The organism is Mucilaginibacter sp. SG564 (genome assembly GCF_013149275.1).
Taxonomy (GTDB): domain Bacteria; phylum Bacteroidota; class Bacteroidia; order Sphingobacteriales; family Sphingobacteriaceae; genus Mucilaginibacter.
This window is the reverse complement of the sequence record NZ_JABGNA010000003.1, coordinates 132,357-155,071: the sequence shown is the minus strand read 5'-3', so window position 1 is coordinate 155,071 and position 22,715 is coordinate 132,357. Positions and strand designations below refer to the sequence as shown.

Here is a 22,715-nt window from a genome sequence, read left to right as displayed (position 1 = left end):
TTCGGTATCGATTTTTCGTTTTTCTTTACTCCTGAAGTGATAATTAGTAATTTCTTAACATATTTTTTATTCTTATTTTTGAAGACAACGCATGAGAGTGAGTCCCCTAGTTGACGAAAACGAATTGTTGCACAAAATTGCAGCAGGAGATCAACGTGCATTCAAGTTTGTTTTCGAATACTATTATAACCACGTCTATGTGTACGCACTCCATTTGACCAAATCAGAGCCAGTCGCAGAGGAAATCGTTCAGGAAACTTTTCTAAAACTATGGAGGCAGGAAGTGGAGTTGAAGAAGATCAGAAAACTCGAAGGTTACCTGGTCACTTTGGCTCGGAACAGAGCGCTAGACTATTTGAGGCGTGTAAAGCTTCAGATAAAAGTACGCAACGAAAATGATCATACCTGGCTGGAGACCCATAATGAGACTGAAGAGCGGATAATCCTAAATGATACGCGCCGCATTGTTCAGGATGCTATAAACCAATTGCCGCCACAGCAAAAAATGGTTTTTCAGTTATGTTGGCAAGAAGGGTTAAAACATGAAGAAGTTGCTGAAAAAATGAATCTATCTGTATTAACGGTCCAGTCGTATATGAAGCTAGCCCTAAATGCTGTACGGAAGTACGTCGTAAAAAACACAGATATCGCCATTGTTTTAATTCTATTTAAAATTATTTAAAAAAAAAATCACAGACTGATACCCCCGAAGCTCTTGCTCATACGTCTACTATATAAAGCGGATATTAATTTAATATAAAAGTATTAATAAATTATGTCCAGTATAGATTATGAATAAAGACCGTATAAGCTATTTATTTCAAAGATACTTCGACGACGAGGCTACAGAAAGTGAGCTTGATGACCTGCAAATGATGCTCCGTGATCCGGACCAGATAGGAGTCATTCAAGACGTACTTCAGAACGTTTACGATCAGATCAGTCCGAAGCAGTTCGATGTTGCCGTAAACGAACAAACCAAAGAAAACATATTTCAATACATCGTATCTCAGCCGCAAATAAGAGCCAGCAATAATAAATTATGGATAAGGCTTGCAGCAGCAGCTTCTATCGTTATTGGTCTGACGATCGGCTATTTTCATCTGCGGCCGGGACAGTTAACGTCCGATACCCCCGATAAAATCGCAAAGAATGATATCGCTCCCGGATCGAACAAAGCGATTTTAACTTTATCTAACGGCAGGAGAATTATATTGTCAGATGCCGGTACCGGGGAAATAGCACGTGAAGAGAGCACTGCTATAAATAAAGACAGCACAGGTAAAATTGTTTATGTCGTAGCTGCGGCAGGTAATCAGGTGCCTGATCTTATGAACACCATTTCTACACCAAGAGGCGGTCAATACCAGGTTGTGCTTCCGGATGGTACCCATGCATGGCTCAACGCGGCGTCGTCTCTTAGGTATCCAGCTGTATTCACCGGACCCAACCGCGTCGTCGAGTTAACCGGTGAGGCTTATTTTGAGGTGGTTAAAGATATGTCCCATCCATTTCATGTCATCACTGCTACACAAACCGTCGAGGTGTTAGGGACGCATTTCAATGTCAATAGCTATGCGGATGAGCCATCGGTTAAAACCACGCTTTTGGAAGGGTCTGTGAAAGTTATTCACGGCAGTGCAACTGCCAAACTAAAGCCGGCAGAGCAATCAGCAGTCAATGATAAAGTAGATGCTGAAATACAGGTAAATCATAGCGTAGATACGGATGATGTAATAGCCTGGAAAGAAGGGAAATTTCGCTTTGATCAGACAGATATGCCAGCCTTAATGAGACAACTTAGCCGCTGGTATGACGTCGATGTTGTTTATCAGGGAAAAGTTCCAGTTGACAGATTTAGCGGTACGTTATCACGAAACGTGAATATTTCAAAAGTTTTAAAATTACTCGAATTTACTGGTGTCAAATTTAAAATAGAAGGGAGAAAGCTGATTATCAAATAACCCACTAACGATCTGTTCAACGATTTCGCAGCCAGGCTGTATGATCGGGGTTAACCATAAAAAAACCGGAAAGTGTTGTCACCACGATCCGGCAAAATTTTGGGCTAACCGATTTTAACTATTGAAACTACAATCCCCAACCCAAAACCATACAAAAGTATGCAAATTTCTACTTTTTGTTTATCGCGCCTTCGAAATGCGCGACTTAAAAAATTATTACTGGTTATGAAGCTAACCACACTGCTAATTTTTATTGGTCTGCTACAGGTTAGCGCTACAACGCTGGCGCAGCACATTAACCTCTCTGAAAAGAATATTTCGATTGAGAAGTTGTTTAAAAAACTTGAAGGTCAAAGTGGTTATACTTTCCTTTACAAGTCGGAGATATTAAAGGGCTTGCCTAATGTTGACGTCAAGATAAATGATGCTACCATTCATGAGGTTCTTGATAAATGCTTTGAAAATAAACCGCTCGAGTACTTGGTTATCGACAAGAGCATTGTTATAAACCGCAAGGCAGAGCCGGCTGTCGGTACAACAGATCCAAACACACTCGTATCTGGAAAAGTTGTTGATGAACGCGGTCTGCCGCTTCCCGGTGTGACAATTAAAGTGAAAGGTATGAGCTTTGCCTGGACCACCGATAAGTACGGAATGTTTAACGCACTGGTAATTACGCCTAACGCAGTATTGCAATTTAGTTTTATAGGATATATTACAAAAGAGATCGAGGTCAAAGATATCAAGTCCCCATTAATTGTTGAGATGAAAGAATCCGTCGGTTCCCTTGACGAAGTGCAGGTAATGGCTTATGGGCACACCACACGTCGGTTTCAAACAGGAAGCGTTGTGCAGATCGATGCCGCGGAGATTGAAAAAAATCCGGTCCCAAATGTACTGCAGGCGATACAAGGCCATGTGCCGGGTACCTTTATTCAACAAAACACAGGACTGCCCGGAGGGTCTTTCAATGTCGCAGTGCGGGCGGGCAGTAGTATCAGCGGCGGAAATGGTAACGCTGCACCCTTATATATTGTTGACGGAGTCGCCTATCCAGCCGGACAAAACTTGCCCCTGCTATTTCAAGGCGGAGTAAACGGACCCAACCCCGGACCACTTAGGGGTGGTAACGCGCTTAATTATTTGAATAGTAATGAGATTGAAAGTGTAACTGTATTAAAAGATGCGGATGCGACTTCAATTTATGGTTCACGCGGAGCGTACGGTGTGGTTATCATTACTACTAAAAAAGGGTTGGCCGGCCCCCCGAAATTAAACCTTAATATTTACTCAGGTGTAACGCTTAGAGGCACCACACCGGACTTGCTCAATACTGATCAGTATTTAATGCTGCGTCGCGAGGCATTCAAAAATGACGGTGCGACGCCTGGAGTTACAGACCTTGACCTTAATGGCACATGGCCTCAAAACCGTTACACCAACTGGACGAATGAACTTACCGGCAATTATGCAGCCACAACAAACGCGAATCTCTCGTATTCAGGAGGAAGCAATTCAATTGCTTACCGCATAAGTGGTAATTTCGGTCAGCAAAACTCTATTCAGAAACAAGGTGGTGACGTGAAGAATGGGGGGCTGACTCTTGACGTTAACAGCACCACGCCCGACAAAAAGTTTACAATAGATGTTAAGTCAAGTTTCTCTTCAGATGTTAACACATTGATACCATTTGACTTCAATAATGGATCAGGCACTCTTTCTTATGGTGGCTCTGGATTATTGACAGCTCCGAATGCTCCCCCGCTATTTCTACCTGACGGCACACTCAACTGGGAAAACGGTAGCAATCCGGCTGCGGCGGTTAACATGATATCCAGGATCGTTACTAATAATTTGCTGAGCACCAGTACAATTGCTTATAAACCGGTTAAGGGCCTTTCTATAAATGCTATCGTAGGATACAACCTGCTTACCGGCCGCGAACTTAGTGCAGCTCCGTCGACGGCTTTTAACCCGGCTTTAGGATCGTCAACTGTTACACAGTTAACCTATAGCATTGGTAATAACTATCAAACCAGGACCTGGAATGTGGATATTAATGCCGCTTATGAAAGTCATCTTGGAAGTAAAGGTGAACTTGAAACCCGTATCGGTGGTACAACGCAGGACGTATTGAATAACACTTCAGTTATCAGAGGTTCCAACTACCTGCTTGACGCTTTGATTAGAGATCCGGCTGCGGGTGGCAATACGCCAATTGTAAGTTATAACCAAACACCCACCCGTTACATCGGTTATTTTGCTCAGGCGAAATACATCTGGGACCAAAAATATATCTTAAGCCTGAATGGCCGGTATGATGGATCAACCAAATTTGGTCCTAATAAACGTTTTGGCGCATACGGTTCGGTAGGCGCCGGATGGATATTCACAGAGGAAACTTTCTTTAAAAAGATAAAGTTTTTGGATTTTGGAAAGCTGAGGGCCAATTACGGTACTTCGGGGGGAGATAATATCAGCAATTACGCATATCTTCCTTATTACAATACCACTCAATCTTACGCCGGTTATACCGCGATAACGCCGTCGAGTCTTGCTAATCCTTCGCTACACTGGGAAATGAAGAAAGAGCTGAATCTCGGCCTCGATCTTAACTTATTTAATGATCGTATAACTTTTTCGGGTGACTGGTACCGAACACGCACGTCAAATCAGTTAATTGCTCAATCATTAGCTTCGATAACTGGGTTCCAGGCGTTTTCGGTAAATTCAGATGCTCTAATTCAGACATCGGGTCTCGAGCTTTCGTTGACCACGGTAAACTTAAAGTACAAAGATTTTTCATGGTCAACTACTTTCAATATAAGTATCCCTCATAGTAAACTAATTTCTTATCCGGGTCTAAACTTGCTTGCATTAAACTCAAATTATGTAATTGGCCAGCCGGTTACAGGCATCAAGTTATATAACTATGCCGGGGTAAACCCGCAAACGGGGAATTACAATTTCACGAACCGAAATGGAGTAACTGCCGAGTATTGGCCGTTGTTCAGTCCGGTCAAGTTAGACCAGATTCTTGATAAAACCGTATTTATTGACCTTGCTCCGAAGTATTATGGCGGGTTCGGAAACTCGTTCAGATACAAACGATTTAACCTTGATGCTTTTTTTGAATTCAAAAATCGCATGGGCACTAACCTTATTGGGTCACAAACCATGTTACCCGGTTATTTCAATATCAACACTAGTACAGAATACCTCAAGCGCTGGCAAAACCCCGGCGACATTACTAACATTCCGAAGGTCAGCCAAAATGGATTAACGGCATTATTTGAACAAACGCAGTTTCAGCAAAGTTCAGGTGCGTATAGCAGGATTATATATGCCCGCTTGACTAACCTGAATTTCAGTTATATGTTGCCTGAATCGGTTAATAAAAAGCTAAGGTTAACTAATTTGACAATGTTTTTGCGCGGACAAAACCTGCTTACGATATCTAATCAAAAGTATAAAGGGCTGGACCCGGAGAATCTGATTTTTGGCGCGACCCCCCCGTTGCGTGTGTTCACCGCTGGACTTAATGTTACACTGTAAATTTGGAATGATCATGAAAATATCAAAAAATATAACAGCAGTTGTCAAGTCATCAACTTTTGCTGTAGTGCTATCTTTAATGTTAACCAGCTGCAAGAAATATCTCGACATTCCGCTACCAGTAAACGCAGTTGCCGGTTCGACAGCATTCGTCTCAGATAATACAACGTCGGCGGTAGTAAACGGAAATTTCAATGCTTTACTGAATGGTTCCCAATCAGGATCAATCGTAATGGGCGTCAGCGGTATTGGGTATTTGGCCGGTATATATGCCGATGAGTTGTTTACCCCATTAAACGACGTTGCCTCGAAACCTTATTTCAGCGACGCACTGTCCTCCACAATGACCGGTACGCATTGGGTGGGTTTGTATAAACAAATTTACAATGTAAATCTAACCATCGAAGGCATTAACGGTGCTACAAACCTGACCTATAAAAATCAATGGCTAGGTGAATCATTGTTCTCAAGGGCGTTTCTATATTTCAACTTAGTTAACTTATATGGAGACGCACCACTGATTACCACTTCCGATTTTAATAAAAATAATTTGTTGGGCAAATCGCCTAAAACGGAGATTTATAAGCAAATCATTGCTGACCTAAAATTGGCCCGCACTTTATTAACGGTTTCCTATAAAGACGGATCTGGAAATACAACAACAGATCGTGGCAGGCCTAACCTGCAAGCAGTCAATTCATTGCTCGCGCGTGTTTACCTTTACACCGCCGACTGGGCAAATGCGGAAGCGGTCTCTACAACTGTAATTGCCGATGCCAATTATCAATTAGTGCCGCCTGCGCAAGCCTTTTTGGCTAACAGTAAAGAAACAATCTGGGCCCTGGTCCCATCTCAGGGTGCGCATGTAAATGATTACGATGCTTACAATGGCGGTATGCCAACTACGTTAGCTTCGCCTGCGGCACTTTCTCCGTTTGGTAGTTCAAAGGCTGCCTTAATGCCAGATTTATTAAATGCGTTTGAGCAAGGTGACACCAGGCTTGCGAATTGGGTGAGGTCAACAACTGTAACCGGAACTTCAACAATTCCTACTGCGACTTATTATTATCCTAATAAATACAAGTCGAATGTCGCGGGTGCTGAATATACCATTGTACTTCGCCTATCCGAGCAATATCTAATCAGGGCGGAAGCACGTGCTCAGTTAGAAAACCTGAATGGTGCAAAAGGTGATATTGACGTTGTGCGTGCGCGTGCGGGACTTGTAGGAGTAACGATTACTTCAAAAGATGCCATGTTGGTATCGATCGCAAAAGAACGCCGGACGGAATTATTTACGGAGGCAGGCCATCGATTTTTTGATTTAAAACGAACAGGTGCGCTTGACGCGGTGATGACCGCCCTACAAACGCAAAAGAATAACACCTGGCAGCCATTCAGAGCTGTGTGGCCAATACCTTTATCTGATATACAAAATGATCCGAACCTGGCCCAAAACCCAGGCTACAATTAATTATTAACTCCTATTAAAATTCACCCGGTAGTGCCATTGGGTGCTACCGGCAAAAAATCATTTCAAAACCACAGCAAAAACTACAATGAAGACACGAAACTATTCGATGTTTACGGGGATCTTATGCCTTGTTTCCGTATATGGATCGGCACAGACCATGCCTTTTAAAATCAATGGAAGGCTAGAGAATATTTCACCGGTGCCGGCTAAAATGTACATTTCTTCACTGGTCAAAGGCCTGCTTAAAAACGAGGCAGACAGTGCAGTTGTAAAGGATGGGGCTTATAGCTTTACAGGTATATTAAATGTCGATGAGGCGGTTGTGGTCACTGTCTCACCCGATAATAAAGGCGGGGCCGCAAAAGGCTACACTGTTTATCTTGACAAGGGGGAACTGAATGTTGTCTCAAAGGGCACTATCAGTAGTATTACAGTAAGTGGAACAGGCGCGTTAGCAGAGCTTGAGCACGAACTGATCCTTCAGGATATGGATAAAGAAAAGAAGGAACTGCAAAGAATTGTGAAGACTGACGAGTACAAAACAAATCCACAAATACAAGCGGATGTATTGAAACGATCACAATTATTGCCTTTCAAAGGTTTTTTTGATTCGTACAAGCTCGTGAAGAATAACCCCGAGAAACGCTATTCACCTTTCACAACCTATGCCTTGATCGCTTCGGGTTTAATCAGTAAGGCCCAGCAGGACACGCTGATCGAACTCTTACCTGCCCATGTAAAGGTAGACCGGTTAGGAAAAGAAATCGTACATCTCCAGGTAGCTAAAGACTCTTTGCTTGCCATTGCCAAAGTGAAAAATGCTGAGCAAGCACAAATGGTGGCCGTAGGTTCGAAAGCACCTGACTTCACACAATATGATGTCAATAATACACCGGTAGCCTTATCTTCATTTAGGGGAAAATATGTTTTAGTCGATTTTTGGGCAAGCTGGTGTATGCCCTGCCGCGCAGAGAATCCCAATGTTGTAAAGGCCTACAATAATTATAAAGATCGAGGTTTTACAGTTTTAGGGGTGTCACTCGATTCGCAATCAGCAAGGTCTGCCTGGTTAAAAGCAATTGCCAGCGATCGCCTTACCTGGACGCAGGTTTCTGATCTGAAAGGATGGAAAAATGAGGCCGCCGCTATGTACGGCGTGTCATCGATCCCTCAAAACTTTTTGATAGATCCAAATGGTGTAGTTATAGGGAAAAACCTGAGGGGAGAGGAACTTAACTCAAAGCTGGCTTCAATTTTTAATAAATAAATATGAAAAATATTTTAAGTAAACGATATGTAATCAAATGGACCTGCGCTTTAGTTTTAATGGTAGCGGGTTATACGAGCAATGCTCAAAGTAATTTGAAGAACTTCAGTGGCACATGGCTGTTAAACGAGGAAAAATGCGATTTTGGGAAACTGAGCGCAGCAAACGCCTCAAAGATCAAAACGATAACGATCAGCCAATCTGAAGAGCAGATTAGTATTCAATCCGGCGATTCTTCTGCGAGATCTTCAACGGTGTTGAGGCTGAATGGTAGGCCTTCTGAGCAGACGGTTGTAACTGTGATCAACGACATTCCAAATACTTCGACAAATTCCATTAGTGTAAAAATAATTAATAGTCAATCGCTCATCTCAACAATGAAGGATCAGATTAGCTTGCTTTCATTAAGTATTAAAACCTACACGATCTCCGATGACGGTCAGGCGCTTACTATAGCTTTTAATAATACTTATGGTGACAATGTGCTCGCGGGGAAACTGGTGTATGAAAAAAAGAAAGAATAGTAAAATTCGTATTTAACTAAGTTGAAGATCATGAAGAAACTTTTTTTCGGATTACTGATGTCCATTCCCGTTTTCTCATATGGTCAGGAAAATATCAATTATGAACTGAATGGCAGGTTAGTTGGCGTAGATGCTCAAATGGTTTATGCAGTGCATAGTGAAGGTGACCTGACTCAGGTCATTGACAGTGCCACTGTTATAAATCATGCATATTTATTGAAAGGACATGTAAGTGCAGGGCAGCAGACTTTTCTGATGACTTATAATTTTAAAAACAGCAAAACTTACCATCCGGATCGGATGGCATTAATGTTTCTTTGTGCAGGTAAATATGAGGTGAAGCATGTAAATGCATTTGGTAACATCACAGTTTCCGGGTCGCGTGGCTACGAGCGTTATCAACTCCTGAAAACCGAGGCCAAGCCTTACGAGGAGAGAGAACAGGCACTTCAAATTAAAATTGCGGAATTGACAAAACAACGGGATACCGTGGCTGCCAAAGATGCGACGGCACAGCTTTATGCGTTTGAACAAACTTACAGGAAAAAGATATTTGGTGGCTTTATCAAGGCACACCCCACCTCCGAAGCTGCGTTTTATGCCCTTAAAGCGCTTGGAGGGACAGGGCATAATATTGACGGTCAGTTATTAAAGCCATATTTTGACATGCTCCCTAAGCATATCCGCGAAGGCGTCAATGGTAAAGAGTTTGGTAAGCGCATCAACGATGCTATAACTTTTGACACAAAAGGAGGGATCGGCAGTGTTTCCCAGGATTTTACCTTACCCGACACTGCGGGTAAAGCCATTAAACTATCCGGTTATAAAGGAAAATATGTATTACTGGACTTTTGGGCCAGTTGGTGTACGCCCTGTAGGGAGGATAATCCGCATTTGGTGTCAGCATACAAGAAATACCATGGGAAAGGCTTCGAAATATTAAGTGTATCGCTTGATACAAGGGCAAGGGAAAGGGCTTGGCGTAGTGCTATCATCGCTGATCATCTGGGTGCCTGGACACATGTTGCTGACCTTGATCACCAGACCAACACTATAGTTGCGCTTTACGGCATTAGCGGGATTCCGCAAAACTACCTGATTGCGCCGGATGGTAAGATCATTGGCCGAAGCCTTAGGGGCGGTGAGCTTGAGAAGAAGCTGAATGAGATTTTCACAACTAACTAGATTCCATCAAATGTTTACAAAGAAATTATTGCTTTTTGCCATATCTGGCTTAATATTTTTGACTGCCCGTTCACAGACGCTGCCTTTAGACCCGCTTGTCCGTACAGGGAAATTACCTAACGGTTTTACATATTATATCCGCCATAACGAGCAACCAGGCAAACATGTAGAACTCTATTTGGTGAACAAGGTGGGTTCGATACTGGAAGATGAGGATCAACTGGGACTTGCGCATTTTATGGAGCACATGAACTTCAATGGGACGAAGCACTATCCTAAAAATAATCTGGTAGATTATCTGCAAAGGTCAGGAGTACGCTTCGGTGCCGACCTGAATGCTTATACGAGTTTTGATGAAACGGTATATCAGTTGCCGCTCTCAACGGATGATCCGTTGATGTTCGGTGAGGGAATCAAGATTATGCGCGACTGGGCTCAGGAGGCGACGCTGGATCCTTCTGAGATTGAGAAAGAGCGCGGGGTGATACTGGAAGAGGAGCGGCTGGGCAAAGGCGCCAGAGATCGTATGTCTCGGAAATATTTTCCGATCTTACTGAACCACGCGCGGTACGCAGAACGCCTGCCGATAGGCACCGATGAAGTTCTGACGAAGTTCAGTCCAGAGGTAATCAAACGGTTTCATCACGATTGGTACCGCCCGGATCTGCAGGCGCTCATTATCGTAGGGGACGTAAAGGTAGAGGAGGCAGAAAAATTAGTGAAAGATCTGTTTTCGGATCTGAAGAACCCATTTAAAGAACGTGAACGAACTAGGTACACAGTGCCGCTGACTGGTAAGAGCCAGTTCATCACAGTTACCGATAAGGAAGAGACATCGACAACACTGGAAGTTATGCTGAAGCATCGCTCTCGTACGCTGGCTACGGAGCAAGACTATCTGGCGTCAATTAAAACAGCATTGCTTAACGAACTGCTGAATAACCGTCGGTATGCGGAGCTGAACCGGGACACGGCTCCTGCATACACGGGGGTAAACCTTGGAATCGGAAGCTTGCTGAGCAATGTGGATATGCTGAGCTTCAGCGTGTCGTCGAAGGAAGGAATGTTAGCGCAAAGCTTTGTACAGGCCTGGCGGGTACTGGAACGAATCCGGCGATATGGTTTTACGCAGGCTGAATTCGAGCGCGCACGGCAGAATTATCTGAGAAATATGCAAGCCAGTGCGAACGAACAAGGTAAGACACCTTCGATAAGCTATGTTAAGGAATACCAGCGGCTCTTTCTCGCGGGTGAAGCCTCACCCGGAATCGCCTGGGAATATGGTTTTACCAAGAAGCACATTGGCGATATTAAATTGCCTGATATCGCTGCATTACTGAACGAATATCTTTCATCAAAAGATAAAGATATCTTGGTTTCTGCGCCTGAAAAGGATAAGGGGGCATTGCCGGATTCTATCGCTGTACAAAGCTGGATGGCTAAGATAGCGAAAGAGGAGTTGAGGCCGTATCAGGACGAACAAGTGAACATGTCACTGTTGTCGGCAAAACCCCGATCTGGCCGGGTAACATCACGGAAGGAGATTGACGGTATTGGGGTAACAGAATTGATCCTGAGCAATGGAGTAAGAGTGGTGCTCAAGCCTACTTCGTTCAAGAACGATCAAATTCTTTATGGCGCTTTTGCGCCCGGAGGGACATCGCTTTATGATGATTCAGATTTTGATGCAGCCTCGAACGCAGGCGGAATCATCGCGCGAATGGGCTTGGGAGGACTGACGCCGAATCAACTCAGCCAGGTATTGACAGGTAAAGTAGTGAGCTCGGCAGCTATGATCGCGCCCCGATCACAAACGATCTCTGCCGGTTGCTCGGCAGCCGATCTGGAAACGGCTTTGCAAATTACTTACCTGCAGTTTACAAGTGCCCGGAAAGATACATTGTTGTTCAAGAATACAGTGAGTACTGCAGTGGCCGGTTTGGCCAACCGGTATGCTGATCCGAATGCCGTTTTCGCAGATACCGTGAGTTATGTATTGGGAAACTACAGCTATCGTGCGGGGCCTCCGACTGCAACACGGCTGAATAAGATCAAGCTGGACCGAGTTTATGACATATACCGAGATCGCTTTTCTGACGCATCACAATTCACATTTGTGTTTGTGGGAAACTTTGATGTAAAGCGAATCACGCCGTTGCTCGAGCAGTATATCGGTAGCTTGCCATCTCTTCATAAAGTCGTACAGGCTCGCGATCTGGGAATCCATATTCCAGCAGGAATAATCACCAAAAAAGTGTACAAGGGAACGGAAGACAAAGCATTGGTACGTATGGTGTTCAGCGGTGACTATCAGTATAGTCCGGTTGACAACCTGAAGATGAAAGCGTTGAGCGAAATTCTCCAGATTAAAATGCTCCAACAGTTGCGAGAAGCGGAAAGCGAGGTCTATAGCCCGCAGGTACAAAGCAGCTACAACAAATACCCGCAAAACCGTTTCGCTATCGTCGTGTCGTTTGGAAGTGCCCCTAAAAATGTAGGGCACCTGGTCAACGTAGTAGAGCAGGAACTGGCATTTTTAAGAGACAACGGGCCTGAAGCTGACGATGTTCTAAAATTTAAGGCACAGTATAAAAAGAATGTAGAGCTCGCGATGAAAGACAATGGTTTTTGGTTGGGTTATCTGTTGGGTCAGTATGAGAATCATGAGGACATTCTGCAAGCATTAGACACAGAAAAAAACCTCGGTATGATCGATGCTGAATCACTAAAGCAGGCGGCACAAAATTTCCTTTCCGGGCACAACATGATTACGTTTGAGTTACTTCCGGAATCAGATGCAAGGTAAGCGCTAAAAGAGTCTTCAACTGAAGCTTTTAGCAATATGATGAATATTTCATCGGTTAACGTTTAAAAAGCCACCTACCAATATAGGGTGGCTTTTTACAAAGCATTTTATAGTAGGTCGCCGGCGGCATACCTTCGTTCTTTCCAATCCTAAGATTGGGGTAAAAGATAATATTTTTATTCACTAGCTTAAAACACCATCAAGCGATGGCATGCTTAAACAAAATTCCGATTATTAACCGGCCTTGTTAAATTGAGCTTATTGTCAAGATGAACTGTTTTAACCTGTTTATTGTATGTGGAATTGCTAAAAAAAGCCGTGATTTTATTTTTACTTTTTTGATAGTTAAAGCGGATAAGACGTATCGCTTTTTATTTCGGCGAGTACGAAAAAGCTTTGCACGGTGTGTACCTTGGGTAGCTTCGATAATTTATCGCGGTAAAAGTCACCATAGGTTTCCATATCGCTGGTCGCTATGCGAAGTATGAAATCAAACGTGCCGGTCATTTGGAAACATTCCATTACTTCCGGGAACTTAACAACTTCGGTTTCAAATGAATTGAGCGTGGCGGCGGTATGATCGTTGAGCAATACGTGGCTAAAGGCGATGAGTCCCCTGTTGATTTTTTTTCGGTCCAGAATAGCTACAGTTTTTTTGACATATCCATGCTCGTAAAGTTTACGAATGCGGTCGTGGACTGTTCCAACGGCCTTCCTGATTTGAAAGGCAATTTCTTTGGTAGTTAAAGACGCATCGTCCTGGAGAATTTTTAGAATTTGGAGGTCTGTTTTATCGAGTTCTAACGGCATCATTTGAAAATAAAGCTAAATCTCGCCACAATTAATATTATAAACCAAATAAAATAACAATATAATCGAAAATATCCACGAAGAATTTGGATTTAGTACATTCTATTGTTCCTAAATACGGATAATGCGAGATTTATCCCAATTATTTGCGAATGGAAATGTTGACTACAGAAGATAAGCCGAAGATCGAATCATCGATCAGGGGAAAGTTTAGTCATCTCTGGCATATGGTAGGAAATACACCGATGCTTGAGTTGCGGTATCAATACAAGGGGAAGCCTGGGCGTATTTTCGTTAAGGACGAACATTACAACCTTACGGGAAGCGTGAAGGACCGGATGGTATTGTACATCTTATTTCAGGCCTATAAGCAGGGAACGATAAAGCCGTCAGACATCATTGTTGAGGCCACCAGCGGTAACACAGGCATATCTCTTTCTGCCCTGGGAAAAGCGCTGGGACATGAAGTTATCATCATGATGCCAGACTGGCTAAGTCAGGAGCGTGTTGACATTATCAAAAGCCTTGGTGCTAAAGTTCACCTGGTCAGTAAACAGGAAGGCGGTTTCCTTGGAAGCATTAATCTGACCGAAAGCATGGCAGCATCATCTGGCCATTATTTTTTACCAAGGCAGTTTGAGAACATTTATAATGCAGAAGCACATGAAATGACTACGGGTCCTGAAATCTGGGAGCAGCTCACCCGTATTGGTCGTATTCCGGACGCATTTGTAGCCGGCGTTGGTACTGGTGGAACTGTAATGGGTACCGGTGCCTATCTGAAAGCTATGAATGCGAATATACAAATCCATCCGCTCGAACCTGCTGAAAGCCCAACGTTGTCTACCGGTCACAAAATTGGTACCCATCGCATACAAGGAATTTCCGATGAGTTCATTCCAAAAATCGTTAAGCTCGATGAACTGTCAGGGGTTATTCAGGCAAATGACGGTGATGCAATCATAATGGCACAAAAGTTATCTAAAGAACTTGGCCTGGCTGTTGGCATATCATCCGGTGCAAATGTCGTAGGTGCTATCAAGTTATCAGAGAAAATGGGGCCGGATGCCACCGTTGTTACCCTGTTTTGTGATAGCAATAAAAAGTATTTGAGCACCGATTTAGTAAAGCAGGAGCCCGTGCAGGAGGGCTACATTTCTTCCGATGTTTTATTTACCGAATACCTTTCTATCAGTCGGCTATCAGAACCGATTATACAATAACCCTGATTTCAAAATCTTAAAATGAAAAATCTTTTTAGTACTCTTCTATTTATAGCTGTTGTTTCTGTTACCCAAGCTCAAATTGTAAAACCGGTAAGCTGGAGCTTCGGTGTGAAAAAGACGAGTGCAACTGAGGCTGTCGTCATGTTCAAAGCTACTATCGATAATGGCTGGCATATCTATTCCCAACATGTAAAGGATGGCGGACCGGTAAAGACCAGTTTTACTTTCAAATCATCGCCGGATTACACTTTAATTGGTAGTACAACTGAATCAAAATCTATTACGCGCCGGGAAGAAGCCTTTCACATGGATGTAAGTTTTTTCGAGAACAAGGTGATCTTTCAGCAAAAGATCAGGATTAAGAAGCGCCAGATGACAGTCAATGGTACGCTGGAATATATGACCTGTAATGATCATCAATGCCTTCCTCCTGAAGATATCGATTTTAGCGTGGCTGTTAAGTAATTTTTATCAGTTTTAAACATCAGACCTAATTAAGCCGGTTGGGGGGATGGCTTGTGCCATCATCTATAAGCCGAATCACCAAATAATGAGAAGAATCTGTTTATTTGTTCTATTTATCGTCGCCAGTTTCGCGCCGATTGTGAGTTACGGGCAGGATACCGTTTCCACTGATGGTATTGTATTTACGCCGGTTGCCCCCACGAAGGCCCCGGGAAGCACAATTCGTCAGCAGGATAACTCTAAAAGCGATGCTAATTCCGCCAATAATATAGCTGGAGCATCAAAAAAGCAATCCCATCAAAGCTTATGGGCGATTTTCCTTGCGGGGATTCTGGGTGGTTTTGCAGCACTTCTTATGCCATGTATTTTTCCAATGCTGCCCTTTACGATGAGTTATTTCACTAAACAATCGCATTCGAAATCTAGAGCGGTAAGAATGGCGATATGCTATGGGTTAAGTATTATCGCAATCTATGTAATCCTGGGATTGACGATAACCGTTATTTTCGGAGCCGATACCTTGAATAATTTGGCGACCAACGGTGTATTTAATATGCTCTTCTTTGTGTTGCTGGTTGCTTTTGCCGCTTCTTTTCTCGGCGCTTTTGAAATCACGCTTCCTAACAGTTGGGTTAACAAAATGGATGAAAATGCCGACAAGGGGGGCGTGCTCGGAATTTTCTTTATGGCCACTACATTATCGCTGGTTTCCTTCAGTTGTACAGGACCAATAATCGGAACGCTCCTGGTCCAGGCTGCAGTCAGCGGAGCGTTGCTTGGTCCGGCAGTGGGTATGCTTGGTTTTTCCCTAGCATTGGCATTGCCGTTCACCCTGTTCGCACTTTTTCCATCCCTGCTAAAATCGCTCCCTCAATCGGGCGGCTGGTTAAATAGCATTAAGGTGGTGCTGGGCTTTTTAGAGCTGGCCTTGTCCTTAAAGTTCCTAAGTAATGTCGACCTTGCGTATCACTGGCATTTGTTTGACAGGGAGGTTTTCCTAGTACTATGGATAGTGATTTTTACACTGATGGGTTTCTATCTTTTAGGAAAACTCCGGTTCGCACATGACAGTACCCTATCGTATATCACTGTTCCGAGATTGTTTCTGGCAATCGGGGTTCTATCATTTTCAGTTTATATGGTTCCTGGTTTATGGGGAGCACCTTTGAAATCAATAAGTGCATTTCTACCACCGAAGGCGACCCAGGACTTCGACCTTTCGATCAGCATAGGAAACACGGCGATGGTAATAAACAACGCCCGACCAGAGAAGTATGTTAATTTGTTTGACAAACCTAAGGGCTTTAACCCGTTTTTCGATTATGACGAAGGTTTAGCTTACGCAAGGAAGATAAAAAAACCGGTGATGATAGATTTTACAGGGCATGCTTGTGTCAACTGCAGAAAAATGGAAGAAAATATTTGGCCAGATAAACAGGTTTCGGAGGCAATTAACGAAGGTTATGTCCTAATTCAACTCTATGTTGACGATAAAACTGATCTGCCTGCTGGCGAACAGTTTGTCACGCCTGAAGGCCGTAAGATCAAAACGATTGGGAACAAATGGAGTTACTTGCAAACGTCCCGGTTCCTGGCAAATTCTCAGCCGTTTTATGTGCTTGTTAATTCGCAGACAGAGCAACCAATAGTGGCACCTAAAGGGGCAGATTACGACGCTATGAGTTTTTATAAATACCTAAAAAGCGGCCTAAATGCTTTTCGTCCTTAGTATCCATTCGTTCTTTATATTTTAGTTTTAGTTAATTTAAAATTCAGGCACTCCCGGATGGAGTGCTTTTTTATTATCTTCATCCTATTATTTCGGTCATGTAACCAGTGGAAATCTATAAATTGTAATGTGCGGCATCATAGGTAAGGTTCGAGAAGCGAGGCTTAATTTATAACTAAAAATCCTATCGATTTCACGACTTTTTGTTCACTTCAAAAGACTTTACTGTTGGTAAACAATGATTGACACTTTTAAATCCCGGAGTTGAAACCCTAACATTTGGCCTGTGGTTTGCGTGCAATAGTAGAAGACAAAAAAAATGTCAACAAAATTATCAACGGATAAACGTGATTATTTTATTGACATTTGATAGAAACGATGTATTAATTAATACTGACGTTAGACGACGTAAATTAAACTAACAGCGTTCCGCCATCGATCACTAAGCTTTGACCTGTGCCGTGTTTTTGTTTCATGAGGTATATGAAACCTTCAGCAACATCTTCTGCTTCGCCAACTCTTTTTGCCAATACTGAATTGCTCACATATTGATAAAGGCCTTCGCGATCACTTTCGGGCATGCTATCCCAAAGCGGGGTCTTGATAACTCCAGGCACAACGCAGTTAACCCGAACAGGGGCAAGCTCTACGGCCATGGCGCGAACAAATCCCTCCATAGCGCCACAAATTGCTGATGCTACAGACCAACCGGCGCCAGGACGTGCACTTGCGGTACCGCTGGTTAAAGATATGGAACCGCCTTCATTGATTGATGATGCTCCGTATTTGATCGCAGCAAATGGAGCCCAAAAACGAAGTGTAAAGAAATCACGAGCTTGATCGATATCGGTTTCGCTGATGTTATTTAAAGTAAGATTTTCACCTGCTGAAAATACAAGATGATCAAATGATCCGATCTTGCCGAAAAATTCTTTAATGTTTTCTTCTTTGCTAAGGTCAACAGCGAATCCCTCGCTGCCTGAAGGTAATTCGGCAAGGGCGTTATCGATCCTTTGTTGGTTGCTTGATACTATAACCACATTTGCACCCTCTTCGGCTGCTGCTTTTGCGGTCGCAAATCCAATTCCGGAACTTGCACCCATTAAAACTACTCTTTTACCTTCTAAAGATTTTTTTGCGTTTGACATGATTAATTATTTTTTACAAACGTCGATATATAAAATCTTACAGGTCTTACCATATGGTAAAATGTGATGTTTTAGATTAAAATAATTTAAGAGGGATGGCGGTGTTACCTAACGCTTCTTCTGATTCTGCTCAGCGATTGAGGTGTCACATTCAGATAGGAAGCCACATAATTTAATGGGACCCTATGTACAATGTCAGGTTGCTCTTCAAGAAAAAGCTTGTAGCGGTTGGTTGAATCCTCGCCAGAATAGATGTTTTTTAGCCTTATTTTCTCCAGGAGCCTCTGCTGATTAATTTGACCAATCAGGTCCTGAACAAAAGGTAACTTATCATATAGTTTTTGCAAGCTTTTCTTATTTATCTCCAAAACTTCCACAGAGCATGATGCCTGTATGCTATCTTGTGCAATGCTGCTATTATTAAAACTATCTAAAATTGTACAAAATTGTCCCTCTTTGATAAAATAATGAGTGACGTCCAGCCCCTTATCATTAACGGCGACGATCCTCAAAACACCTCGAACGACAAAATAAAGGGTACTACATACGTTGCCGCTTGTAAAAAGATATTCGGTTTCCTTATAGATTCCAGGCTTAAAGTATGAGGTTATTATTTCGGCATCAGCCGCTGAAATCTGTCTGTAGTTATTTAATTGCTGAACCAGGTTTTCCATCTGTAATTAAAATAGGCTTGTAAAACAAAGATATACCGTTTAGCGGCGATCAGTAACAAAAGTCTGCAAAATTTGAGAATGTTGTGAAAGCTCTTTGCGATTTTAACATATGGTAAGTCTGTGGATATTGCACTTTTGCACCTTTGCCGGCAAACAAAAATGAGTATGTCAAATATATTTATAACGGGATCCGCTGATGGTCTTGGGCAGATGGCAGCCAGAATTTTGATTAATGAAGGTCACAACGTGTTAATACATGCACGCAGCGACCAGAGGGCGCAAGAAGCTTACGCGATGTTACCGGGAGCCGTTGGGGTTTTATCGGGAGACCTTTCAAGGATAAAGGACACCATTCTTCTTGCTGACAGCGTAAACAAATTTGGGAAATTTGATGCTGTTATACATAACGCCGGAATTGGATACCGGGAGCTAAATAGGGGCAATACCGTCGATGGATTGCCTGAGGTATTTGCTGTCAATAGTCTTGCGCCTTACCTTCTAACAGCACTAATAAACAAGCCCGAAAGACTCATCTATATTAGTTCTTCGTTGCATTTTCATGGAGACAAAACTTTGGAGGACCTAACCTGGCAAAAAAAAAGGTGGAACGGATTTCAAGCCTATGCTGATTCGAAATTTCATAATTTGTTGCTCTCGCAGGCTACTGCTCGTTTTTGGCCATGGATATTGTCTAATGCTGTCGAACCAGGTTGGGTTAGTACCAAAATGGGGGGAGCTGAAGCAACTGATGACCTGGCACAGGGGCCGGTTACTCAGGCATGGCTGGCGAGCAGCAGCAGCAAGGAGGCATTAGTAAGCGGATGTTATTTTTACCATCAGCAAGCGCGGATTTTTAATCCAAAGGCGGCAGATCATGAATGCCAGGAAGTATTTTTAGACGCTTGTAAGAGAATAACAGGAGTGGCAATGCCAGTCTCCCGCGGCTTATGATAAAGATTATTTGCTTGAGGCGCATTTGAAATTAAAAAGCATTCATTTGCAAACATTAATGAATTTGGGAGTTTGATAGACATGGATATGTAGCTAGTTGGGGCTGATGTAATTCGAAGGTCGAATGCTAATCGGCCATAATTCTGTTTTTAGCCTACTTTCCGAAATTAAAGGTGAGATAGGTTGATAATTGCGACTATCATTGTTCACGAAAGTTGCTTTGAAATTTATCTACTTGACGCCAGTAACACGTTAAGCCTGGGAAGGACTTAATGACCGTTATATGGATTGCCGCAAGCATTGGCGCGATAATTTCGGTGATTCTGAAAAAAGTATATTAAACCAATCAATTCACGGTGTATTCAACTTACAGGTGACCAGACAAAAAAATGCATGCGACTTTTGAACAAAGTAAAAACGACTTCTAAACAAAGTTTGTCTGGATGATGAAGTCTACTTTTGATTTGTTTAAAATAACAGTAGTTCAAAACGCAGTAGTCATATTTCGAGTGCTTAAAACTGGCTAACTTTACGTCTTGGAATTGACTGTATTGTTGAGAGCATTAAATCAAATATCATTAATAATTAAAAAAAAGATCGTTATGACAGAGGTCCAACATTTCTTTTTTATTTGGCTAAAAGAGCCAAATAATGAGGCGCACATTACAGAATTAAACACCGCTTTGGCAGAACTACGTACTATCCCAGGAGTAAAACAGGTTCTGTTCGGATTGAAAGCAGATCCTGATCACGTAGTTTTTGACGAGGATTTTCATTATGGAATAACTGTTACTTTTGAAAGTATGGATGCAGCAAAAGTATATTTTCCTCACCCGATTCATCAAAAAGCTGGTGAGGTAGTTATGAAATATGGAGCAAGATTTTTTGGGGGCTACTTCAATATTGCAAGCTAAAATAAATAAGCAAATAGCCAAAATATCGTTGGCGAGCGGGTTGATCTACTCGCCAATGGTATTAAAACCTTTCAAACTCTAATGGGAGGGCTATAAAGCTGGCCATTATGTTTTTGGTAAATTTGATTTAATTCTAAAAATGCAACAAAACGACGATGCAGATATTGTTCTGGCCTGTATAGAAGAAAAATACATCCACAAAGAAGTACTCATGGAAGAGCACGCGTTTGTGAAAATTTTATCGGGAGAGATGCGGGTGATACAGGCAGATAACTCCTATACTTTTAGTCCGGGTGATCTTATCTTATTGCGCCGGAACATCCTGTCAACCCTGATTAAATATCCCAAAGATGGTCGCCCATACAAATCTGTGCTTATCTTCCTTCGTACCGAGAGGCTGCAACGCTACTATTCGAAAAATCCGTTTAGTAAGAAGCCACAACAATTATCAAATATCAAGATCTTTAAACCACATCCGTTGTTTGATAGCTTATTTGCTTCATTGATGCCGTATTTTGAACTGGACAGTAAGCTTCCCGAAAGTATTACTGCTGCAAAAGTAGATGAAGCCATCTTGATCCTTCGTCACGTTACACCGGAAATTGATTCAATGCTTGCCGACTTTGAAGGGCCCGGAAAACTTAATCTGGCAGACTTCATGGAAAGAAATTATATGTTTAATCTAACCATGGATAAATTCTGTTATCTCACAGGACGCAGTTTGACTACTTTCAAAAAGGATTTCAAGAATAAATTTGGAACCTCTCCTCAAAAATGGCTCACAATGAAACGTTTGAATCTTGCACACAGCGAAATGAAAACAAAAAGCAGAAAAGCCAATGAAGTATATATAGAGGTTGGATTTGAAAACTTATCACATTTCTCTTATGCGTTTAAAAAGCAATTTGGCTATTCGCCTAATAATATTCCCGAGTAAATGTGATTGGAAAATTTTATCGAAAGTCTAACGCCCAATTTCCGGGTACAGTTATTTACAGGCAGCAGGCGCTACAGCAAATCTTTAGTACCATTGGGGTTAAGTGGTAAGGCATAGGTTATTGTCTTTTCTGGGCTAGATTTAGTGATGTAAAAGCGTATTTTACGCATACGTTAGTTTAGATTCATCTTTTTAAACTCAAAAGGACGCAGGCCAACTTGTTGTTTAAAAAGCTTAGTGAAATAGGAGACGTTTTCAAACCCCAATTGATAAGCAATTTCAGCAACGCTTTGATCTGCACTCGTTAAAAGGTTTTTGGCTTCAGCTATAATAGCAATATGTATCAGTTCCATAGCTGTTTTACCAGTTTCTTGTTTAAGCATATCAGTCAAGTACCTTGGCGACATGTTCAGCTTGTCGGCAATTTGATTAACAGATGGCAGGCCATCAATTAGTAACTGCCCTGTTGTTAAATACGATGATATAACCCGCTGGAATTTGGTAACAGTTTTTCCAGATAAATCAGTACGGTTGATAAATTGTCTTTTATAAAACCTTTGTGCATACATCAAGATTGAGCTGATATGACCTAGTATGATTTCTCTGCTGTATTCATCCTGATTATTATAATACTCAGTACGGATTTTATCATATAGTCCCCAGATAATCTCCTTTTCCTTTGGTGATAAGTGAAGTGCCTCATTTGTTTCATATTCAAAATAGTGGTACTTATCGATTTCATTGTAAAGCGGATGACCATTTAAAACGTCTTCATGGAAGAAAATTAGAAATCCCTCTTCTTCGAACTCCAAATCTCTCATTTCAATAATTTGACGCGGCTTTACAAACGACATTGAGCCATTGTCATGATCGTATTTTGTCCGTCCATATTTGAAGATGCCGGAAATAAGTTTTTTAAACCCGATCATGTAAAAATCGCTGGTAAATGCCCTGTCACCTAATGAACACGCTTGATTGCAGCGGATCAAACTAACCAATGGGTTTTCTGGCGATGTCCAGCCGTTTGCATGATGTAATTCACTCAAATTTCTATAATGTTTCATCCCTTAGCTCATTTTTTAATAT

18 protein-coding genes are annotated in these 22,715 nt (G+C 42.2%); 14 read left to right on the top strand and 4 right to left on the bottom strand.

Features of this window, described 5'->3' with window-relative positions; genetic code table 11:
- Nucleotides 1-91 precede the first annotated feature (91 nt).
- The 8 genes from FHW89_RS08290 (at nucleotide 92) to FHW89_RS08255 (ending at nucleotide 12,775) form a co-directional block, all read left to right on the top strand.
- Nucleotides 92-682, top strand: a complete 591-nt coding sequence (locus FHW89_RS08290; protein ID WP_253952197.1) for an RNA polymerase sigma factor — start codon at nucleotides 92-94, stop codon at nucleotides 680-682.
- Between the two features lie 109 nt (nucleotides 683-791).
- Entirely contained in the window at nucleotides 792-1,964 is a 1,173-nt protein-coding gene (locus tag FHW89_RS08285; protein ID WP_172334565.1) for a FecR family protein, read from the top strand.
- 225 nt (nucleotides 1,965-2,189) lie between these two features.
- Nucleotides 2,190-5,519, top strand: coding sequence for a SusC/RagA family TonB-linked outer membrane protein (locus FHW89_RS08280; RefSeq protein ID WP_172334564.1), 3,330 nt, complete (start codon nucleotides 2,190-2,192; stop codon nucleotides 5,517-5,519).
- 13 nt (nucleotides 5,520-5,532) lie between these two features.
- Nucleotides 5,533-6,993, top strand: a complete 1,461-nt coding sequence (locus FHW89_RS08275) for a RagB/SusD family nutrient uptake outer membrane protein (protein ID WP_172334563.1) — start codon at nucleotides 5,533-5,535, stop codon at nucleotides 6,991-6,993.
- Between the two features lie 85 nt (nucleotides 6,994-7,078).
- Nucleotides 7,079-8,260 (top strand): TlpA disulfide reductase family protein, encoded by a 1,182-nt coding sequence (locus FHW89_RS08270; RefSeq protein ID WP_172334562.1) that lies wholly within the window; start codon nucleotides 7,079-7,081, stop codon nucleotides 8,258-8,260.
- 2 nt (nucleotides 8,261-8,262) lie between these two features.
- Nucleotides 8,263-8,784, top strand: coding sequence for a hypothetical protein (locus FHW89_RS08265; RefSeq protein ID WP_172334561.1), 522 nt, complete (start codon nucleotides 8,263-8,265; stop codon nucleotides 8,782-8,784).
- A 30-nt stretch (nucleotides 8,785-8,814) separates the two neighbouring features.
- Nucleotides 8,815-9,969: a TlpA disulfide reductase family protein gene (locus FHW89_RS08260; protein WP_172334560.1), complete on the top strand. Its 1,155-nt coding sequence runs from the start codon at nucleotides 8,815-8,817 to the stop codon at nucleotides 9,967-9,969.
- A 10-nt stretch (nucleotides 9,970-9,979) separates the two neighbouring features.
- The gene (locus FHW89_RS08255; protein WP_172334559.1) at nucleotides 9,980-12,775 is read left to right on the top strand and encodes a pitrilysin family protein; all 2,796 of its coding nucleotides are present in this window, start codon (nucleotides 9,980-9,982) and stop codon (nucleotides 12,773-12,775) included.
- A 345-nt stretch (nucleotides 12,776-13,120) separates the two neighbouring features.
- On the opposite strand, the gene FHW89_RS08250 is transcribed toward FHW89_RS08255, so the two are convergent.
- Nucleotides 13,121-13,588, bottom strand: a complete 468-nt coding sequence (locus FHW89_RS08250; protein ID WP_172334558.1) for an Lrp/AsnC ligand binding domain-containing protein — start codon at nucleotides 13,586-13,588, stop codon at nucleotides 13,121-13,123.
- Nucleotides 13,589-13,737: 149 nt separating this feature from the next.
- Between FHW89_RS08250 and FHW89_RS08245 the strand changes: the two genes are divergently transcribed.
- From FHW89_RS08245 to FHW89_RS08235, 3 genes are all read left to right on the top strand, one after another.
- The gene (locus FHW89_RS08245; protein WP_253952196.1) at nucleotides 13,738-14,808 is read left to right on the top strand and encodes a PLP-dependent cysteine synthase family protein; all 1,071 of its coding nucleotides are present in this window, start codon (nucleotides 13,738-13,740) and stop codon (nucleotides 14,806-14,808) included.
- Nucleotides 14,809-14,829: 21 nt separating this feature from the next.
- The gene (locus FHW89_RS08240; protein WP_172334557.1) at nucleotides 14,830-15,276 is read left to right on the top strand and encodes a protein-disulfide reductase DsbD domain-containing protein; all 447 of its coding nucleotides are present in this window, start codon (nucleotides 14,830-14,832) and stop codon (nucleotides 15,274-15,276) included.
- 85 nt (nucleotides 15,277-15,361) lie between these two features.
- The gene (locus tag FHW89_RS08235) at nucleotides 15,362-17,005 is read left to right on the top strand and encodes a protein-disulfide reductase DsbD (protein WP_172334556.1); all 1,644 of its coding nucleotides are present in this window, start codon (nucleotides 15,362-15,364) and stop codon (nucleotides 17,003-17,005) included.
- 413 nt (nucleotides 17,006-17,418) lie between these two features.
- On the opposite strand, the gene FHW89_RS08230 is transcribed toward FHW89_RS08235, so the two are convergent.
- Together FHW89_RS08230 and FHW89_RS08225 are read right to left on the bottom strand one after the other, a co-directional pair.
- The gene (locus FHW89_RS08230; protein WP_172334555.1) at nucleotides 17,419-18,153 is read right to left on the bottom strand and encodes an SDR family oxidoreductase; all 735 of its coding nucleotides are present in this window, start codon (nucleotides 18,151-18,153) and stop codon (nucleotides 17,419-17,421) included.
- A 104-nt stretch (nucleotides 18,154-18,257) separates the two neighbouring features.
- Nucleotides 18,258-18,827, bottom strand: a complete 570-nt coding sequence (locus tag FHW89_RS08225; protein ID WP_172334554.1) for a Crp/Fnr family transcriptional regulator — start codon at nucleotides 18,825-18,827, stop codon at nucleotides 18,258-18,260.
- Nucleotides 18,828-18,992: 165 nt separating this feature from the next.
- Between FHW89_RS08225 and FHW89_RS08220 the strand changes: the two genes are divergently transcribed.
- The 3 genes from FHW89_RS08220 to FHW89_RS08210 all read left to right on the top strand — a co-directional run bounded on the left by FHW89_RS08220 (nucleotide 18,993) and on the right by FHW89_RS08210 (nucleotide 21,629).
- Entirely contained in the window at nucleotides 18,993-19,778 is a 786-nt protein-coding gene (locus FHW89_RS08220) for an SDR family NAD(P)-dependent oxidoreductase (RefSeq protein ID WP_172334553.1), read from the top strand.
- Between the two features lie 602 nt (nucleotides 19,779-20,380).
- The gene (locus tag FHW89_RS08215) at nucleotides 20,381-20,692 is read left to right on the top strand and encodes a Dabb family protein (RefSeq protein WP_172334552.1); all 312 of its coding nucleotides are present in this window, start codon (nucleotides 20,381-20,383) and stop codon (nucleotides 20,690-20,692) included.
- A gap of 139 nt (nucleotides 20,693-20,831) precedes the next feature.
- Nucleotides 20,832-21,629, top strand: a complete 798-nt coding sequence (locus tag FHW89_RS08210) for an AraC family transcriptional regulator (RefSeq protein WP_172334551.1) — start codon at nucleotides 20,832-20,834, stop codon at nucleotides 21,627-21,629.
- 173 nt (nucleotides 21,630-21,802) lie between these two features.
- Here the strand turns inward: FHW89_RS08210 and FHW89_RS08205 are convergent, their stop codons facing one another.
- Complete coding sequence (locus FHW89_RS08205) at nucleotides 21,803-22,693, bottom strand: AraC family transcriptional regulator (RefSeq protein ID WP_172334550.1); 891 nt, start codon at nucleotides 22,691-22,693, stop codon at nucleotides 21,803-21,805.
- Nucleotides 22,694-22,715: the final 22 nt, after the last annotated feature.

Bases quoted from the DNA above. Each gene is read 5' to 3' on its own strand.
- FHW89_RS08240 (WP_172334557.1), top strand. From the start codon at position 14,830: ATGAAAAATCTTTTTAGTACTCTTCTATTTATAGCTGTTGTTTCTGTT.
- FHW89_RS08290 (WP_253952197.1), top strand. From the start codon at position 92: ATGAGAGTGAGTCCCCTAGTTGACGAAAACGAATTGTTGCACAAAATT.
- FHW89_RS08225 (WP_172334554.1), bottom strand. From the start codon at position 18,827: ATGGAAAACCTGGTTCAGCAATTAAATAACTACAGACAGATTTCAGCG.
- FHW89_RS08210 (WP_172334551.1), top strand. From the start codon at position 20,832: ATGCAACAAAACGACGATGCAGATATTGTTCTGGCCTGTATAGAAGAA.
- FHW89_RS08270 (WP_172334562.1), top strand. From the start codon at position 7,079: ATGAAGACACGAAACTATTCGATGTTTACGGGGATCTTATGCCTTGTT.
- FHW89_RS08235 (WP_172334556.1), top strand. From the start codon at position 15,362: ATGAGAAGAATCTGTTTATTTGTTCTATTTATCGTCGCCAGTTTCGCG.
- FHW89_RS08275 (WP_172334563.1), top strand. From the start codon at position 5,533: ATGAAAATATCAAAAAATATAACAGCAGTTGTCAAGTCATCAACTTTT.
- FHW89_RS08220 (WP_172334553.1), top strand. From the start codon at position 18,993: ATGTCAAATATATTTATAACGGGATCCGCTGATGGTCTTGGGCAGATG.
- FHW89_RS08230 (WP_172334555.1), bottom strand. From the start codon at position 18,153: ATGTCAAACGCAAAAAAATCTTTAGAAGGTAAAAGAGTAGTTTTAATG.
- FHW89_RS08215 (WP_172334552.1), top strand. From the start codon at position 20,381: ATGACAGAGGTCCAACATTTCTTTTTTATTTGGCTAAAAGAGCCAAAT.
- FHW89_RS08260 (WP_172334560.1), top strand. From the start codon at position 8,815: ATGAAGAAACTTTTTTTCGGATTACTGATGTCCATTCCCGTTTTCTCA.
- FHW89_RS08285 (WP_172334565.1), top strand. From the start codon at position 792: ATGAATAAAGACCGTATAAGCTATTTATTTCAAAGATACTTCGACGAC.
- FHW89_RS08280 (WP_172334564.1), top strand. From the start codon at position 2,190: ATGAAGCTAACCACACTGCTAATTTTTATTGGTCTGCTACAGGTTAGC.
- FHW89_RS08205 (WP_172334550.1), bottom strand. From the start codon at position 22,693: ATGAAACATTATAGAAATTTGAGTGAATTACATCATGCAAACGGCTGG.
- FHW89_RS08265 (WP_172334561.1), top strand. From the start codon at position 8,263: ATGAAAAATATTTTAAGTAAACGATATGTAATCAAATGGACCTGCGCT.
- FHW89_RS08255 (WP_172334559.1), top strand. From the start codon at position 9,980: ATGTTTACAAAGAAATTATTGCTTTTTGCCATATCTGGCTTAATATTT.
- FHW89_RS08250 (WP_172334558.1), bottom strand. From the start codon at position 13,588: ATGATGCCGTTAGAACTCGATAAAACAGACCTCCAAATTCTAAAAATT.
- FHW89_RS08245 (WP_253952196.1), top strand. From the start codon at position 13,738: ATGGAAATGTTGACTACAGAAGATAAGCCGAAGATCGAATCATCGATC.